The organism is Veillonella sp. 27098_8_77 (assembly GCF_041431535.1).
In the GTDB taxonomy this organism is placed as follows: domain Bacteria; phylum Bacillota; class Negativicutes; order Veillonellales; family Veillonellaceae; genus Veillonella.
Map to the genome: position 1 here is coordinate 304,263 of NZ_JAPVXW010000001.1, position 17,548 is coordinate 321,810.

Below are 17,548 nucleotides of genomic sequence, written 5' to 3' on the forward strand. Positions count from 1 at the left end.
TTAAGACCTTAAGAATAACTTACCCAATTCATCAGGTGTAAATTTAATAATTGTTGGGCGACCATGAGGGCACACATAAGGTTTATCTGTATGGAATAAATCTTCAATAAGGGTTGTCATTTGGTACATATTAAGATTGTGTCCAGATTTAATGGCCCCCCTACAAGATGCATAAGCTAGCATTTCATGACGCAATTGAGCTTTGGTAGGCTGTTCATGGTCATGCAAAAAAGTAAATACATAAGATAAAATTTCCTGAGCTTTACTTTCTACTAGATCTACAGGTGCACCAACTAATTTGATTTGATTAGGACCGCCAAGCTCTACTTCAAAGCCTAAATCCAACAAAGCGTCTTGTTCATTCTCAACAAGATTCATTTCATCCTCTGTGGCATTGCTATAAGTCGGTACAAGCAGGCTTTGCATTGGTATAGCTTCCGAAGATTTACACAAACGATCATAACGGACACGTTCATGTGCTGCATGCTGATCTATAATATATAAATCATCACCTTTTTTGGCTAATATATAACAGGATGCAACCTGCCCCATTGGTAAAAAGCCTGATTTTTGTATATCTCTAGATTCATCTTCTATATGCTGTTCTTGTATTTGATGGAATTTCTCTTTATCTTCCGTCGTATAGCTAGTATAAGCTGTAGGAACTGATGTAAATGAGGATTCCTCAAATGTTTCCTGTTCATATGTCGCTTTTGGAGCTGGTGGTGTGAACCCTTTTTCTTTTAAGGCATCTACAAAATCACGTGTATCTTGGCGAAGCACCTCATACCCTTTTGTGCGACGCCCACCAAAGACCTTATCATAATCAATGGCTGTTGCAATATGCTCTGCTGTATCACTGTGATCACTAACTACTTGAGGTGATTGATATGAATCGTATCCACTACCTTTGGCTTCAGTTTCTACTGGTTGTACGTACGACGATGATTCACGTTCATATCGTTCATGAAGAGGGTTATTTAAAGCATTTAAAATTGCATGATAAACAGCCTTAAATATTATTTTATCATCTTCAAATTTAACTTCGCTCTTACGAGGGTGAACATTGATATCCACCATACTAGCAGGTACTGTAATATGTAATAAAACCAGTGGATAACCGGATTTTGGCAATAATGCATGATACGCATTATCTATAGCTTTTAAGATTGTCTTATCCGATATAACACGGTTATTGACGATAATCGTCTGCCATATACGCGTACTCTTCAATAAGGTTGGTTTTGATACAACACCTTCGATATAGATATGTTCACTTTCATAAGCGATAGGAAATATATCATTCTTGGTCTTATAACCGTATAATGCAGCCACTGTATCTTCTATTGAGCCAGATCCTGGTGTAATGATGGCTACACGATCATCAATAGTTAATTTAAAAGCAATATGCGGATTACTTAATGCCAATTTACCAACAATGTCTTGAATTTTAGATGATTCAGTTCGTTCGGTTTTAAGAAATTTACGACGAGCTGGTGTATTAAAAAATAATTCCTTCACTTCAATTGTCGTACCAGGTGCTGCACCATAAGGAATACAATCAGTAAAGGTTCCTCCATCGATGAGGATACGTGTACCAAGATCTTGGTCTATAGTTCTAGTAGTCAAAACAAAATGAGAAACAGAGGCGATACTCGCCAAAGCCTCTCCCCTGAAACCTAAGGATGCAATATCGAATAAATCCTCTACATTTTTAATCTTAGAGGTTGCATGACGCAAAACTGCAAGGCGGGCATCCTCTTCTGTCATCCCCTTGCCATTATCAGTAATGCGCATATATGCACTTCCACCTTCACCAATTTCCACTTCAATCGATGTAGCACCAGCATCAATAGAGTTTTCAATCAGTTCTTTTACAACTGATGCAGGACGTTCCACAACCTCACCAGCTGCTATTTTATTGATTGTAGTTTCATCCAAAACATGTATGGTTGCCATTATTTACCGCCTCCATTACGCGCCTCTGCTTGTAACTGATGAATTGTATTCAATGCCTCTATCGGTGTCATCGTATTCACATCTATAGCTAGCAAAGAATCTACTACAGAATGGGTGAATAAATTCCCAAAATCATCTTGTTCGATAGATGGTTTTGTATATTTTACAACAGTGTCTGATGTTATTACGCGATTATTTAAATCATCGGTATCGGTATTTTGTTCCTCTAAGGATTCAAGAATCACTTCCGCTCGTTTCAATACTTGAGCCGGCAAACCCGCCAATTTTGCTACGTGAATACCATAGCTCCTATCGGCACCACCTCTAATAATGCGGCGTAAAAAGGCTATATCCTTACCTTTTTCCTTTACAGCTACCGTATAATTCTTCAACCTAGGATATACATCTTCCAAAGGAATCAATTCATGGTAGTGTGTAGCGAACAATGTTTTTGCATGAATATGCTTGCAAATATGTTCGACTACAGCCTGTGCAATGCTTAAGCCATCGAATGTACTCGTACCACGACCTATTTCATCGAGGATAATCAAACTCTTAGAGGTAGCATTTTCTAGAATATACGCAACCTCTTTCATTTCTACCATAAATGTACTTTGACCAGTAGAAATATCATCACTCGCACCAACACGTGTGAATACGCGATCTACTGGAGAAATAGTAGCCTCCCTTGCAGGAATGAATGATCCTATTTGAGCCATAATCATAAGTATCGCGACTTGTCTCATATAGGTAGATTTACCAGCCATATTAGGGCCTGTTATGAGCATAAATTCTTCATCATCATGATTAAGTACCACATCATTGGGAACAAATACTTCTCGTTTCAAGAATTTTTCTATTACCGGATGACGGCCATCACGAATATTAATTTGTCCATTCATAACGATATTCGGGCAAATATAGTTCGACTCATAGGCTACTGTAGCTAATGATGCTAGCACATCGAGTTCTGCTAAGGCTCTCGCTGTTTCTTGAACACGTTTGATAACACCCTTAATTTGATTACGTAAATCTTGATAGAGTTGTTGTTCTAGAGAAACGATTTTTTCCTTGGCGCTTAGAATTTTAATTTCAAACTCTTTCAAATCAGGCGTAATATACCGTTCAGCATTAACTGTAGTTTGTTTTCGAATAAAATAAGCTGGCACCTTATCAATTTGTGATTTACTTACTTCAAAGAAATAACCAAAAACCTTATTATATTTTGTTTTAAGTTTAAGACCTGTTTCTTCTCTAGCCTTATCCTCTAACTTTTGAAGCCAAACCTCACTGTTTGTTGCTAAGGATCGTAGTTCATCTAATTCTTCGTTATAGCCATCACGAATTACACGACCATCTTTTAATGTTAATGCAGGTTGTTCTGCAATAGCACGATTTAATAAATCATATATATCAGCATGATTATCGATGCGGCTGTTAATAGATGTTAAGGAAAGTCCAGAAAATTCCGTAAGAAGGCTCTTAAGCTGTGGCAATACTTGCAAGGATTCGCGAAGAGATGTAAAGTCTCGAGGTGATACAGAACCCGTTTCAATACGACCAACGATACGCTCAAAATCATAAATACAATCTAAATAACTTTGAATTTCGCATCTTTCACCATTACGAGATATAAGTTCTGCAACAGCAGCTTGACGTCGTTGAATCGTAGGTATATCTGTTAGAGGACTTTCCAACCATTGTTTTAATAAACGAGCTCCCATAGGTGTTAATGTTCTGTCGAGCACATCTAATAAGGTACCCTTTACACCACCATCTCGTAAATTGTGAGTAATCTCAAGATGACGCAATGAGGATGTATCTAAAATCAAACGATTTCCTACATCCATTTGATGAACATAATTAATATGAGCTATTTCTGTTTTAATTACATCTTGTAAATATAAGAGCATAAAGCCTAGAGCAGCTAATACATCTTCCTCCATAAGGCCCATATCTTGAAAGTGATTATTTGCTAATTTACATACCTGTTCAATACTTTCAAAAGAGGAAAATGGAGATAATACCACATTATTGAATTGATTATGAATGAAATCGACAATTGATTGTGGCAAAATAGTTCCATCAGGAACAATGATTTCTGCAGGCCTATACATGCTTAAGGAATCATATATTTGACTTATATTATCTTGTGATACACGGTCCCAAATAACCTCTCCTGTAGAAACGTCGGAATACACAAGAATCCATGCTTCCTTGACTAAATAAAATAACGCTAAAAAATTATTTCTTCGTGCATCATTACCGTTTTCAGTCATCACGGTACCAGGTGTAATCACTTGTATAACATCGCGCTTAACAATCCCTTTAACAGCTTTAGGATCCTCTAACTGCTCGCATATAGCAACCTTATACCCCTTTTTAACTAAGGTTTCAATATAACTTTCAGCAGCATGAAAAGGAACGCCACACATAGGTGTTCGTTCCTCATTGCCTGTCGGTCTACCCGTTAGAGTAATATTCAATTCTCTAGATGCAATTAATGCATCTTCATTAAATAATTCATAAAAATCACCGAGGCGGAAAAATAATAGTTCATCACTATGCTTAGATTTGATGTCTATATATTGTTCCATCATTGGTGTTAATTTTTTTGCCATTCTTACCCCTTTTGAATGGTGCCGTAGCAGACCCACGTTTGTGCTTTATCAATATAGGCTGGTACAGTATCACCAATAGTTAATTCATCATCTTTTGGAAATAATACCATTTTATTTCCCGACGTACGACCAAACCACATGGTTTCATCTTTAGCACTTGGACCTTCTACAATAATATCAAATACTTGGCCTTCCATAGTTTTATTAAGCTCTAAGGAAATTTCATTTTGAATATCCATCAATTGTTGGAGACGAACACGCTTTACTTCATCAGGAACTTGCTCATCCATAGTAGCAGCAGGTGTACCAGAACGTTTAGAGTAAATGAATGTATACGCCATATCATAACGAACATCTTTTAATAATTGAAGAGTTTGTTCAAAATCCTCATCAGTTTCCCCTGGGAAGCCTACAATGATATCTGTAGTGACAACAACATCTTTAATTTTTTCTCTACAATAGGACAATAGCTCTTTATAATGTTCCACCGTATAATGTCTATTCATTTTCTTCAAAATTCTATCTGAACCAGATTGAATTGGTAAATGTAAGTGTGTCACGATATTACTAGAACGTCCTAATGCATCAATCATGGATTTGGTCATATCTTGAGGATGACTCGTCATATAACGAATACGTTCGATTCCTGGGATATGATCAAGGGCGTCTACTAATGTGCCAAAATCAGTACCATCTTTAAAATCTAAGCCATAGGAATTTACATTTTGTCCTAATAACGTAATCTCCTTAAACCCTTTTGCACCCAACTCTGTTACTTCTTTTACAATAGCATCTACAGGGCGACTAATCTCACGTCCACGCACATGAGGAACGATGCAATAGGTACAAAACTTATTACACCCATTCATAATAGGAACCCACGCAAAAAATGTGCCATTAGGTTTAGCTTGTAATTCAGGAAGCACGGTATTATCCATATCAACATTAATTTGATGTTTATGAGTACGCTGAACCTCAGCAATCATTTCATTAATATGTTGAATATTATGAGTGCCTAATACAATATCTATGTGAGGGGCACGTTTAAACATTTCAGCTTGATTTTTTTGTGCCATACAACCTGTAATAGCAATAATCAAATTTTTATTTTGTTGTTTTAAACGTTTTAATTCACCAATACGACCAAATACTTTCGTTTCTGCCGTTTCACGCACCGCACAGGTATTCAATAATATTAAATCTGCCGATTCTACATCATCGGTCGGTATATAACCTACTGTTTCAAGTTGATGTGAAAGACGCTCAGAATCAGCGGTATTCATTTGACAACCATAGGTATATATATAATATGACTTCATTCTATCTCCTACATATGTTTTATAATCTTACGTTTTGTTTCTACAATATTTTTTACTTTTATAGACATCCGCTCTACAGACATGCCCGTAATATATTCTAATTCGTTGCGTACAGATTTTTGTACCTGTTGCATCAGTGGTTTAACTGGATGTCCTTGTTCTATAACAACTGACATATCTAACATTAAACCATTCTGCCCTTTAGAGCTCTTTTTGAAAGCGATATCTGATGAGGCATCAACACCAGGAACCTTTTTTAGGCTATTTCTAATTAATTTAATGATAACATCATCATCAAAGGTTAGACGGCCATAATAACTAAAGGCTGGTCTAACAACGGAACGTTCAAAGCCTTCAGATCCAATTTGACCAATTTTATCAGGATCTTGTTTACGCAATGTACGTCGTCTCCAAATCGTCTTAATTGGATCGATAAGATATCCTTTAAAGTGAGGTTTTAATTCCATGGTTGGCACAGGAATAATATGCTTGCCTTCCTTTAAACGAGCATACTGCGCTTTTTCAATTTCTTTTGGTGTTGCTACATCTTCAATGCGAATATATCGATCTGGTTCTTGTAACCCCAATGCCTTTGTAATTTTTTTGACCATATTATCGGATGTACCGATAATCATCAATCGATTCGGATTAATAGCATCTAATTGACTACGAACCTCTTTAACTTGAACAGGATCTTGGAATATAGCACGACGAACGGCCTTTAAACGGCTGGATTCTTTTTTTGCAGAAAATCCAGCTACAATTTTATTATCATGAATTAAAATACCATCATCAATAATGCATTCCACACTATTTTCATGAGCTAGTACGAGAGCCCGATGACTTTTACCGGTCCCACTACCACCTACAAAAGCAATAACTTCCATAGTACACCTCACATCTATAATTACGCTGTTATACAACGTATGCGTTCAATAAATTGATTTACTAGATTACTATCTACAACATATTCACCTAAATGATAAGGGTATCGATTAGGTATTCCATGATAATCAGATCCACCTGTAACAAATAAATTTCGCTCTTTTGCCATGGTTAAATATTTTACTTCATCATCATAATCATGTTTAGAATGATATACTTCTATACCATCAAAACTATAGTTTAATAGTTCCGTAACATACTCATCATTACGGACTAATTTTGGATGCGCTAATACAGCTAGGCCATTCGCATTATGAATAATATCTAATATTTCGGGTACTTCTAATTTTACTTTAGGTATATAACAAGGGCTTTTTGAATTTAATATACCATCAAATACATCTTGTACATCTTTGGCATAGCCATGATCTATTAATAATCTAGCAACATGTGGTCTACCATAGGACTTAGTATTTGGATATAATTTTTCCAATTCAGAAAAAGAAATATCATAGCCATGAGTAATACATCGACTAATAATTTCTTTTATTCTTGATTCACGTTTTTCTTTGAAAAATTCAATGAATTTCCTCAATCCTTCATCATGATGATTAAATCCATAACCTAAGATATGAATATCCTTACCTTTATAGTGACCACTGAACTCACAACCTGTAATAATTTGAATAGAACTATTATTTTGTAACATTACATCTATACCAGCAATTTCATCGTGATCAGTTAATGCAATCATTTTCAAATCAGCTTCACTAGCATGTTGTAATAGCTGTTCTGGTGTTTCTACACCGTCAGAGAATGTAGAATGCATATGAAAATCTACACGCATAATTACCTCCAAATTATTACATTACCCTATCATTTTATTATGACTTATTCCGCTTGTTTATTCAAGTTTTTACAAGGTATTAACTAAAAGTTTTCAATATGAAATTGAATACATTCACATATATATAAATATAAAAATTGCGATTCCAATGAGCTTTCACTAGAATCGCAATTTAATTATAATTGGCTCAATAATTCTTGTACCTTGTTAGATACTTCATCAATTGGACAATTAATAGCTTCACCTGTTTTACGAACGCGAATTTCAACCTCATTACTTTCCAACGTATTTTTACTTACTGTAATACGCAACGGATAGCCAATAAGATCAGCATCTTTAAACTTAACGCCAGCCCGATCTTTACGGTCATCTAATAAAACATCTACTTTATTGTTTAATAATGTATTGTAAATAGATATACTTGTGGACATTAGAGCTTTATCTTTTGCGTTAATAGGAACAATAACTACTTCAAATGGAGCTATAGCACGCGGCCAAATAATACCATTTTCATCATGATATTGTTCAATAGCTGCAGCTAATGTACGGCTAACACCGATACCATAACAGCCCATAACCATTGCATTAGGACGACCATTTTGATCAAGGTATGTAGCTTGTAAACTTTCAGAATATTTAGTACCTAACTTAAATACTTGGCCTACTTCGATACCTTTACTGTATTCTAAAGGACTATGGCATTCAGGGCACACATCGTCTTTAGTAATCAAACGAATAGGTGCTACGATGATATCATCTGTATTAAAATCGCGTTTAGGATTGATATTGATGTAATGAGCATCAACTTTATTGGCGCCACCACAAACATTGTAGGTTTCCATAACGGATTCGTCTACAACAATAGCAAAATCGTCTGTTTGTGTAAGACCTACCGGACTGATAAACCCAGCAGTCAATCCAACATTTGCCAATTGTTCAGGTGTTGCCATTTCAGGCTCTACGGAACCATTAACAGCGTGTTGAACAGCTACTTCATTCACATCGTGATCGCCGCGAACCATAGCTAGAATTACTTTATCTTCAATGGCATATACTACGGCTTTAATAGTTTTTTCTAAAGGTAAATTGAGCATTTCTGCAACAGCTTCAATAGTAGATGCATGAGGTGTATCCACTACTTCTAATTCTTTTAAAGCTTCTTCTGCTTGCTTCATGATGCCAGGTTTACCAATTTCAATATTCGCTGCATAGTCACAAGCGGAACAGTGAATAATATCTGCTTCACCGGCTTCAGCAATAGCCATAAATTCATGGGTATTACTACCACCAATAGCACCGCTATCTGCTTCTACAGGTCTAAAAGTAAGACCGCAACGAGTAAAAATACGACTATATGCATCATACATATTTTTGTAAGATACATCTGCAGCTGCATCATCAATGTCAAAGGAGTAACCATCCTTCATGATAAATTCGCGGCTACGCATTAAACCATATCGTGGACGACGTTCATCGCGGAATTTACTTTGGATTTGATAAAGATTAACTGGTAATTGACGATATGAATTAATTTCATTTTTTACCAATGTTGTAATCATTTCTTCATGAGTTGGTCCTAAGCAGTACTCCACATCATGACGGTCATTAATACGCATCATTTCAGCACCATACGCATTCCAACGACCAGATTCTTTCCAAATCTCTGCTGGTTGCAAAATAGGCATCATAATCTCTTGTGCACCAGAGCGATCCATTTCTTCGCGAATGATAGCTTCAATTTTTTTGATGCTTCGCCAGCCCAAAGGTAAAAAACTATATAAACCATTAGCTACCTTACGCATAAAACCTGCGCGCAACATAAGCTGTTGACTTACCACATCTGCATCAGATGGAACTTCCCGCAATGTTGGGGCATATAATTTACTGGCTAACATACAATTACTCCTTATCAATTGTTTCTAAATATTGATCAATTTCTCTAAATAAAGTATCTACTAGTTCAGATTCAGGTACGGTTTTTAAAACTTCCCCTTTTTTGAATACGATACCTTGACCTTTGCCACCGGCAATACCAAAATCGGCTTCCCTTGCTTCACCAGGTCCATTAACGACACATCCCATTACGGCAACCTTGATAGGTGCAGAAATGGATGCTAGACGTTCTTCTACAATGCTTGCCATATCAAATAAATTAACTTGGCAACGACCGCATGTTGGGCATGAAATCATGGTAGCTCCAAAGTTTCTAAGACCTAAATTGCTTAGAATACTTTTACCTACCTCAATTTCATGAATAGGGTCACCGGTTAAGGATACGCGCAATGTATCACCGATACCATCTAATAATAATGCTCCAATACCCATAGCCGATTTAATCGTACCTTGTTTGATGGTACCGGCCTCAGTTACACCTAAGTGCAATGGATATGGTATTTTATCTGAAAGCTTTCTATAAGCTTCTACCATAAGTGGTACTTCAGTCGCTTTAATAGAAATCTTCATCTGTTTATAGTCTAATTTCTCTAAAATACGTACGTGTTCTAGTGCGGTCTCAACCATACCATCAGCTGTTGGATGACCACCATAAGCATCTAGAATATATTGTGGTAAAGAACCAGCATTAACACCAATACGAATAGGTATTTGTTTGGGTTGAGCCTTTTCAATAACGGCCAACACCTTATCCTCTCCACCAATATTCCCCGGATTGATACGGAGGCCGTCTACATTATTCTCAATGGCTTCTAATGCCAATTTATAATCAAAATGAATATCTGCGATAAGAGGAATTGTAATGCCTGCACGTACTGCTTTTAACGCTTTAGCGGATTGCATTGTCGGTACTGCAACGCGTACTAATTCACATCCAGCATCTGCCAATCTATTAATTTCAGCAATCGCTTTTTCCGTATGTACAGGATCCGTAGTAATCATAGATTGAATACTAACAGGTGCATAGTCGCCAATTTTTACATTGCCTACATAGATACCATTTGTTGGTTTTCTAGTAATCATATATAACTCCTAACTATGACTTATTTATAGTAATTGTAGTATATCTTTGGCAGTGGCATATACGAATATTGTAACTAATAAGGCGATACCTACCATTTGTATATACATAAGAGCTTTTGCAGGTAATTTTCGTCTTGTAATAGCCTCTACTAAGATAATAATAAGATGACCACCATCAAGAACAGGTAGTGGTAACAGATTGATTACACCAAGGTTAATGCTAAGCAATGCGGCAAACCCTAACAATGGCGCAAACCCTTGTTGCGCTATGGAACCCGCCATATGCGATATACCAACAGGGCCTGATACTTCAGCTTGTTCTGTTCCTACAACCATTTCACGTAAACCATCAACCATGGCAACAATAATATATCCTGTCTTATGAATAGCTAGTACAAATGAGTCACCTATGCTATGAGGAATCGTTTCATAAGCCTGATAGATACCAAGCTTAGGAGTATCCTTTTCCATTTTTGGAACTACTGTCGTCTCTACCATGTCACCATCGCGATTAACAACAATGGAAACACCATGATTAGCAGTCCCTTTTAAAGTATCGGAAATTTCAGACCATCTAGAAATAGGTTTATTATCTATAGACACGATAATATCCCCTTTCTTTAATTGTCCTATATCAGCAGCCCCACCAGCGATAGTACTACCAATAATTGGTTTATCTGTAGATACCATGGTACCTACTGTAGCATTAAGACCAAAGAATATAACGATGGCCAACAAAAAGTTAAACATGGCACCAGCAGATATAACAATTAATTTTTTATAAGCTGGCTTATTATAAAATGAACCTTCATCTAGTGGTTCATCAGGTGTCATTCCAGCGATGCGATTGAAACCACCTAGAGGAATACAACGAACGGAGTATAAAGTTTCACCATACTGTTTTTTTAGTAAAACTGGACCGAAACCAATAGCAAATTCATCAACACGCATGCCAGATAATTTAGCTGTAATAAAATGACCTAATTCATGAATAAACACGATTAACCCAAATACAAATATTGTGGCTAAAGCCGTAATCATACTATCTCCTATTTATAAATTCTGAAGCTTTTATGCGAGCCCATTGATCGATAGCTAGTAAATTATCAAGAGTAAATGCATCATCTGTTTCCATAGATGCCAAGACAGCAGTAACGATTTTATAGATATCGCTAAATACGATTTTCCCGTCTAAAAATGCATATACAGCAGTTTCATTAGCAGCGTTAAATACTGCTGGTTTAAAACCACCAATTTTACCAACTTCATATGCTAAATTTAAAGCAGGAAAATCATCCACTCTAGGAGGCATAAACTCAAGAGTGAGTAATTCTTTAAAGTCCAAATGTTTCATATCAAGGTGCATCCGCTTAGGATATGTTAAGGCATATTGAATTGGTTCGCGCATATCAGGATTGCCCATTTGAGCAAGTATGGCACCATCATTTAATCGAATCATAGAGTGGATAATACTTTGAGGATGTACTACCACATCGATATGATTGAAATCAAAATCAAATAACCAATGAGCCTCAATTACCTCTAAACCTTTATTGAATAAAGATGCAGAATCAATAGTAATTTTACTGCCCATATTCCATGTAGGATGTTTTAAACAATCCTCAGCTGTAGCAGACGCAATACGTTCGCTTGACCAGGTTCGAAGCGGACCCCCAGAAGCTGTTAGAATCAATGAGTCTACATTTGATTTAGTTTGTCCTTCTAAGCATTGAAAAATGGCACTATGTTCACTATCAATAGGTAATATATCCACATTATATTCCTTGGCAAGCGCTGTAATCAAAGGCCCACCTGCTACCAAGGTTTCCTTATTAGCTAAACCAATCGTCTTATGTGATTTAATAGCTTCTACAGTTGGTTCAATGCCAACGGCTCCAACAATAGCAGTAACAACCATGGTCGCTTCTTGAATGGTAGCAGCAGCTATTAAAGCTTCTTTACCACCAATTAGTTTAGTCGAACCATGGTAACGTTCTTTAATAAGAGCATATGCATCCTCATCAACAACACCAGCTATAAGAGGATGAAATTCATTAATTTGCTGTTCTAGTAGATCAATATTCCGATGTGCAACCAAAGCGACAGCTTCAAATTGATCTGGGTGTTGTTTGATAACATCTAGTGTCTGTGTTCCAATAGAGCCAGTACTGCCCAATATACTCACATATTTCATAAAAGCCTTCTTTTCTGCTTATGCCAATTATGCAAAACACAATATTAGTAATAATGTAACAGGTGCCGTAAACATCAAGCTATCAAAGCGATCTAACACACCGCCGTGACCGGGTAATAATGTACCCGAGTCTTTTACATTACATAATCGTTTTAGCTTAGATTCAAATAAATCGCCTAAAGGTGCTAATATACCACATATAATTCCCACATAGACGCCAATATAAATAGGTATACTACTGATAATCGCATATACAATTCCAGTTATAATGCAGCCGATAAAACCTCCAATAAAACCTTCTAATGTTTTATTGGGACTAATAGAAGGTACTATCTTACGTTTACCAAATGCACGACCTGCAAAATACGCAAATGTATCACTGGCCCATGTAGAAAATAATAATAGCCAAAGCATAACTACGCCCCAGCTTTCACCTTCAACAGGCATAGTTAAGGAACTATATAACCAATCATGACGAATTAGGAGTAAAGATCCAAGTCCCATGATGATATATAAGAGTCCAAATACGCTATAGGAAACGCTACCCATAGAATACGTATTTTCACCAAATGTACACATTAAATAGTTAGCTATGATGGCAAATGTAAAACAAGCTAAACTCAATGTATAATTTCCAAACCATAAGGATATCATGATTACAATAATAGATAGATACCCCCATAATAGGGGAACACGAACATGTTTAGCCTTACTTAACAGTGCAAATTCTCGCCACCCAATAAGTGCTAACAATGTAATAAGTACATCATAAGTAAAGCCACCTAATGTAATGGCACCTAATGCGATAATAAACCCAATAACGGCTGTAATAACACGTGTTTTAAGCATCGATTATTCCTCTTGCAAGCCACCGAAACGACGTTCTCGTTTTTGATAAGCTGCTATAGCTTCTAATAATGTTTCTTTTGTAAAATCTGGCCAATGTAAATCTGTGAACCAGAATTCAGCATAAGCTAATTGCCATAATAAAAAATTACTGATACGGTAATCTTTACTTGGACGTATCAACAAATCGACATCACTAAACTCACGCGTATACAGATGATCGCTAATATATTGTTCAGTAATATCCTGAACTGTAAGATTTCCTTCTAACACAGATTGTGCTATGCCTTTTACAGTTCTTACTATTTCATCACGCCCACCATAATTGATTGCTAATTGTAAGGTTAGGCCTGTATTATTCTTAGTTAATGATTCGGAATCTTGAATAATTTGTTGCAATTCCTCTGAAAGTCCCTGAATATGGCCAATAAAACGTATACGCACATTGTGTTCATGCATATATCGTACATTTTTTTGTAAATATTCTTTTATCAGAGCCATTAAAAGAGAGACCTCTTGTTCAGGTCGTTTCCAATTTTCTGTAGAAAATCCATATACTGTTAATGCACTAACACCAATTTCATCAGCAGCAATAACAATTTCTTTTAATACATCAGCACCTGCTCGATGTCCCATTGACCGAGGCATGCCACGACGCTTTGCCCAACGCCCATTGCCATCCATGATAATAGCAACATGACGAGGTACATTATGTTCATCTATAGTAATGGTAGATGATGTATCGCGTTTAAATAGTTTCCTCAGCATACATTACCCCCAGAGTATGTCCAAAATCACTAGCCACCATTGGCCTATATAAAATGATATGGAGCATATCATCACATGCAGTAATTCTTGCGACATAATAGCCTTCAGAGGCTATATCAAAAAAGCGATTAAAGTTATCGCCAATTATTACCTTAAAAGGAATATGGGCAGCCTGCAATTGAGACTTTGCAAGCTGCCAAGGCATTCCGATAAGACTACTAGAATCGGTCATTATACTTCTAATACGTCCTTTTCTTTAACGGCTTTCAAATCATCGATTTGTTTAATCTTTTTATCCGTTAATTTTTGAATTTGATCTAAACCATCTTTAGCATCATCTTCAGTAATTGTTTTTGCTTTTTCTTCTTTTTTTAATGCATCATTAGCATCGCGGCGAATATTGCGAATCGCTACCTTTGCATCTTCAGCTTTCTTATGAACTACTTTTACAATCTCTTTACGACGTTCTTCAGTCAATTGGGGGATTGTTAAGCGAATAGCAGTACCGTCATTCCCAGGATTCAATCCTAAGTCAGATTGTAAAATGGCCTTTTCTATGGCACCAATCATGGACTTATCCCATGGTGCGATTAAAATCATACGTGGTTCTGGTACAGAGATATTTGCTACTTGATTAATTGGTGAAGGAGATCCATAATAATCAACCATTACCTTATCAAGTAAGGCAGTACTAGCTCGACCGGTACGAATAGAAGCAAATTCATGCTTCAAAGACTCAATGGACTTATTCATACGCTCTTCTTGTTGTTGCAGTAAGTCTTTTAATTCCATATTGATTATACCCCGTGAACGATGGTCCCTACTTCTTCACCCTTAGCAGCTTTAGTAATATTACCAGGAATATCCATGCTAAATACGATAATAGGGATATTATTATCTTTACATAATGTAGTGGATGTAGAATCCATTACCTTTAATTCTTTTGTAATAATGTCATTATATGTCAATTCATCAAATTTAACGGCATTTGGATTTGTTTTTGGATCAGAATCATATACACCATCAGCAAACTTTTTAGCCATCAAAATTGCATCTGCTTCAATTTCTGCAGCACGCAATGCAGCTGTTGTATCTGTAGAAAAATACGGTTTACCTAGACCCGCGCCAAAGATAACGATGCGTTTTTTCTCTAAATGTCGAATTGCACGACGACGAATATAAGGTTCTGCTACCTCTTGCATTTCAATAGCTGTTTGTACACGAGTATCAACACCAGCTTGTTCTAATGCATCTTGCAATGCTAAGGAGTTCATCACTGTTGCTAACATGCCCATATAGTCAGCTGTAGCACGATCCATGCCTTTATTACTACCAGCCAAACCTCTCCATAGGTTACCGCCACCAACAACAATAGCGATTTCTAAATCAGTGGACTTAGCTAAAGCCGCAATTTCTTGTGCGAACTTTTCAACTACATCTGGATTGATACCAAAGCCTTGTTCTCCTGCTAAAGCCTCACCACTTAACTTCAAAACAATACGTTTAAAGTGTCTTTTTGCCATTTGTATACTCCTCTATTGCAAAATAAGAGAACACGGTACGGTGTTCTCTTATTATTTCTTAATTATTTACCAACAGATGCCATTACTTCTGCTACGAAGTCATCTTGGCGTTTTTCAATGCCTTCGCCTAAACCGTAGCGAACAAAACGACGTACGTTGATGTTTTCACCGATTTTTGCAATATTTTCATTAATGATATCAATAACAGATTTGTCACCATCTTTAATGAACGCTTGTTCTAATAGGCAATTTTCTTTATAGAATTTTTCAATACGGCCATTAACCATTTTTTCCAAAACAGCTTCAGGTTTTGGTTTACGACCAGCTTTAACGTCTTCTTCAGCTTCTACCTTAGCTTGTTCCAACAATACTTGTTTTTCATGTTCGATTACTTCAGCAGGAACTTCTTCACGATTCAAGTATGTAGGGTTAACAGCAGCGATTTGCATAGCAATATCACGTGCTAAGTTTTGGAAATCATCAGTTTTAGCAACAAAGTCAGTTTCGCAGTTTACTTCAACCAAAACACCGATACGACCACCAGCATGAATGTAGGATTGTACTACACCTTCAGCTGCAATACGACCTGCTTTTTTAGCAGCAGCAGCCAAACCTTTTTCACGAAGAAGGTCAACCGCTTTATCGATATTACCGTCAGTTTCAACCAATGCTTTTTTAGCATCCATCATACCAGCGCCAGTCATGTCGCGCAATTCTTTTACCAAAGCAGCAGTAATTGCCATTATTTTCTTCCTCCTAGTACTAATTAAGGTAAGGATATAGTCCTTACCCTAATTATATATGTTATAGATTTATCTTTCAAATGCTAATCAATTATGATTAAGCTTGACCGTCGCGAACCATTTCTGCAGAATCAGAAACCATGTTATCTAATGCTTCATCAAAGGATTCGCCTTGACGACCTTCAAGAACAGCGTCAGCCATTTTACCAGCTAATAATTTTACAGCACGGATAGCGTCATCATTTGCTGGGATTGGAAATTCAACTTCGTCTGGATCACAGTTAGTGTCAACTGTTGCAACAACTGGAATACCCAATTTTTTAGCTTCTGCAATAGCGATTTTTTCTTTTTTAGGATCAACTACGAAAAGAGCACCTGGCATTTTAGGCATATCTTTGATACCGCCAAGATATTTTTCCAATTTTTCCATTTCATGACGAAGGCCGATAACTTCTTTTTTAGGTAATACTTCGAAAGTACCATCTTCTGCCATAGCTTCCAATTGTTTTAAACGTTTAATACGAGTTTCAATTGTTTTGAAATTAGTCAACATGCCGCCCAACCAACGTTCGTTAACGAAGAACATGTTAGCACGGATAGCTTCTTCTTTAATAGCTTCTTGAGCTTGTTTTTTAGTACCTACGAACAAGATTACTTCGCCTTGGGAAGCAACTTCACGTAAGAAATTGTAAGCTTCTTCTACTTTTTTAACTGTTTTAGACAAGTCAATGATATAAATACCATTGCGTTCAGTGAAGATGAATTTCGCCATTTTAGGGTTCCATCTTCTAGTCTGATGACCAAAGTGTACACCAGCCTCTAATAATTGTTTCATTGATACTACTGCCATTGTGGCACCTCCTGTTA

General features: G+C 36.6%; 16 protein-coding genes. All 16 read right to left on the minus strand.

What is annotated here, in order from left to right:
- The 16 genes from mutL to rpsB all read right to left on the minus strand — a co-directional run bounded on the left by mutL (position 1) and on the right by rpsB (position 17,531).
- Positions 1-1,959 carry a DNA mismatch repair endonuclease MutL gene (gene mutL / locus O3617_RS01455; RefSeq protein WP_371448233.1) on the minus strand — a complete coding sequence of 653 codons (1,959 nt, stop codon included), beginning with the start codon at positions 1,957-1,959 and terminating at the stop codon, positions 1-3.
- A complete protein-coding gene (gene mutS, locus O3617_RS01460) occupies positions 1,959-4,580 on the minus strand; it encodes a DNA mismatch repair protein MutS (protein ID WP_371448235.1) in 2,622 nt (873 codons plus the stop codon). The genes mutL and mutS overlap by 1 nt, the downstream gene beginning before the upstream one ends.
- 2 nt (positions 4,581-4,582) lie before the next feature.
- Positions 4,583-5,899 (minus strand): tRNA (N6-isopentenyl adenosine(37)-C2)-methylthiotransferase MiaB, encoded by a 1,317-nt coding sequence (gene miaB, locus O3617_RS01465; RefSeq protein ID WP_371448237.1) that lies wholly within the window; start codon positions 5,897-5,899, stop codon positions 4,583-4,585.
- A gap of 8 nt (positions 5,900-5,907) precedes the next feature.
- A complete protein-coding gene (locus O3617_RS01470) occupies positions 5,908-6,786 on the minus strand; it encodes an Asp23/Gls24 family envelope stress response protein (protein WP_371448239.1) in 879 nt (292 codons plus the stop codon).
- A gap of 20 nt (positions 6,787-6,806) precedes the next feature.
- Complete coding sequence (locus tag O3617_RS01475) at positions 6,807-7,631, minus strand: PHP domain-containing protein (protein ID WP_371448241.1); 825 nt, start codon at positions 7,629-7,631, stop codon at positions 6,807-6,809.
- Between the two features lie 176 nt (positions 7,632-7,807).
- Positions 7,808-9,526, minus strand: coding sequence for a proline--tRNA ligase (locus tag O3617_RS01480; RefSeq protein ID WP_371448243.1), 1,719 nt, complete (start codon positions 9,524-9,526; stop codon positions 7,808-7,810).
- Between the two features lie 4 nt (positions 9,527-9,530).
- On the minus strand, positions 9,531-10,607 hold the full coding sequence (ispG, locus tag O3617_RS01485; protein WP_371448245.1) for a flavodoxin-dependent (E)-4-hydroxy-3-methylbut-2-enyl-diphosphate synthase: 1,077 nt from the start codon (positions 10,605-10,607) through the stop codon (positions 9,531-9,533).
- A 24-nt stretch (positions 10,608-10,631) separates the two neighbouring features.
- On the minus strand, positions 10,632-11,648 hold the full coding sequence (gene rseP / locus O3617_RS01490; RefSeq protein WP_371448246.1) for an RIP metalloprotease RseP: 1,017 nt from the start codon (positions 11,646-11,648) through the stop codon (positions 10,632-10,634).
- A gap of 1 nt (position 11,649) precedes the next feature.
- Positions 11,650-12,801, minus strand: a complete 1,152-nt coding sequence (locus tag O3617_RS01495; protein ID WP_371448248.1) for a 1-deoxy-D-xylulose-5-phosphate reductoisomerase — start codon at positions 12,799-12,801, stop codon at positions 11,650-11,652.
- 27 nt (positions 12,802-12,828) lie between these two features.
- Positions 12,829-13,650: a phosphatidate cytidylyltransferase gene (locus tag O3617_RS01500; RefSeq protein ID WP_371448249.1), complete on the minus strand. Its 822-nt coding sequence runs from the start codon at positions 13,648-13,650 to the stop codon at positions 12,829-12,831.
- Positions 13,651-13,653: 3 nt separating this feature from the next.
- Entirely contained in the window at positions 13,654-14,415 is a 762-nt protein-coding gene (locus O3617_RS01505; RefSeq protein ID WP_371448251.1) for an isoprenyl transferase, read from the minus strand.
- On the minus strand, positions 14,396-14,647 hold the full coding sequence (locus tag O3617_RS01510) for a hypothetical protein (RefSeq protein WP_371448253.1): 252 nt from the start codon (positions 14,645-14,647) through the stop codon (positions 14,396-14,398). The genes O3617_RS01505 and O3617_RS01510 overlap by 20 nt, the downstream gene beginning before the upstream one ends.
- Positions 14,647-15,207 (minus strand): ribosome recycling factor, encoded by a 561-nt coding sequence (gene frr, locus O3617_RS01515; RefSeq protein ID WP_371448255.1) that lies wholly within the window; start codon positions 15,205-15,207, stop codon positions 14,647-14,649. The genes O3617_RS01510 and frr overlap by 1 nt, the downstream gene beginning before the upstream one ends.
- 5 nt (positions 15,208-15,212) lie before the next feature.
- Positions 15,213-15,938, minus strand: coding sequence for a UMP kinase (pyrH, locus tag O3617_RS01520; RefSeq protein WP_371448257.1), 726 nt, complete (start codon positions 15,936-15,938; stop codon positions 15,213-15,215).
- A 62-nt stretch (positions 15,939-16,000) separates the two neighbouring features.
- The gene (tsf, locus tag O3617_RS01525) at positions 16,001-16,681 is read right to left on the minus strand and encodes a translation elongation factor Ts (RefSeq protein ID WP_371448259.1); all 681 of its coding nucleotides are present in this window, start codon (positions 16,679-16,681) and stop codon (positions 16,001-16,003) included.
- A gap of 97 nt (positions 16,682-16,778) precedes the next feature.
- Positions 16,779-17,531, minus strand: a complete 753-nt coding sequence (gene rpsB / locus O3617_RS01530) for a 30S ribosomal protein S2 (protein WP_005379083.1) — start codon at positions 17,529-17,531, stop codon at positions 16,779-16,781.
- Positions 17,532-17,548 lie beyond the last annotated feature (17 nt).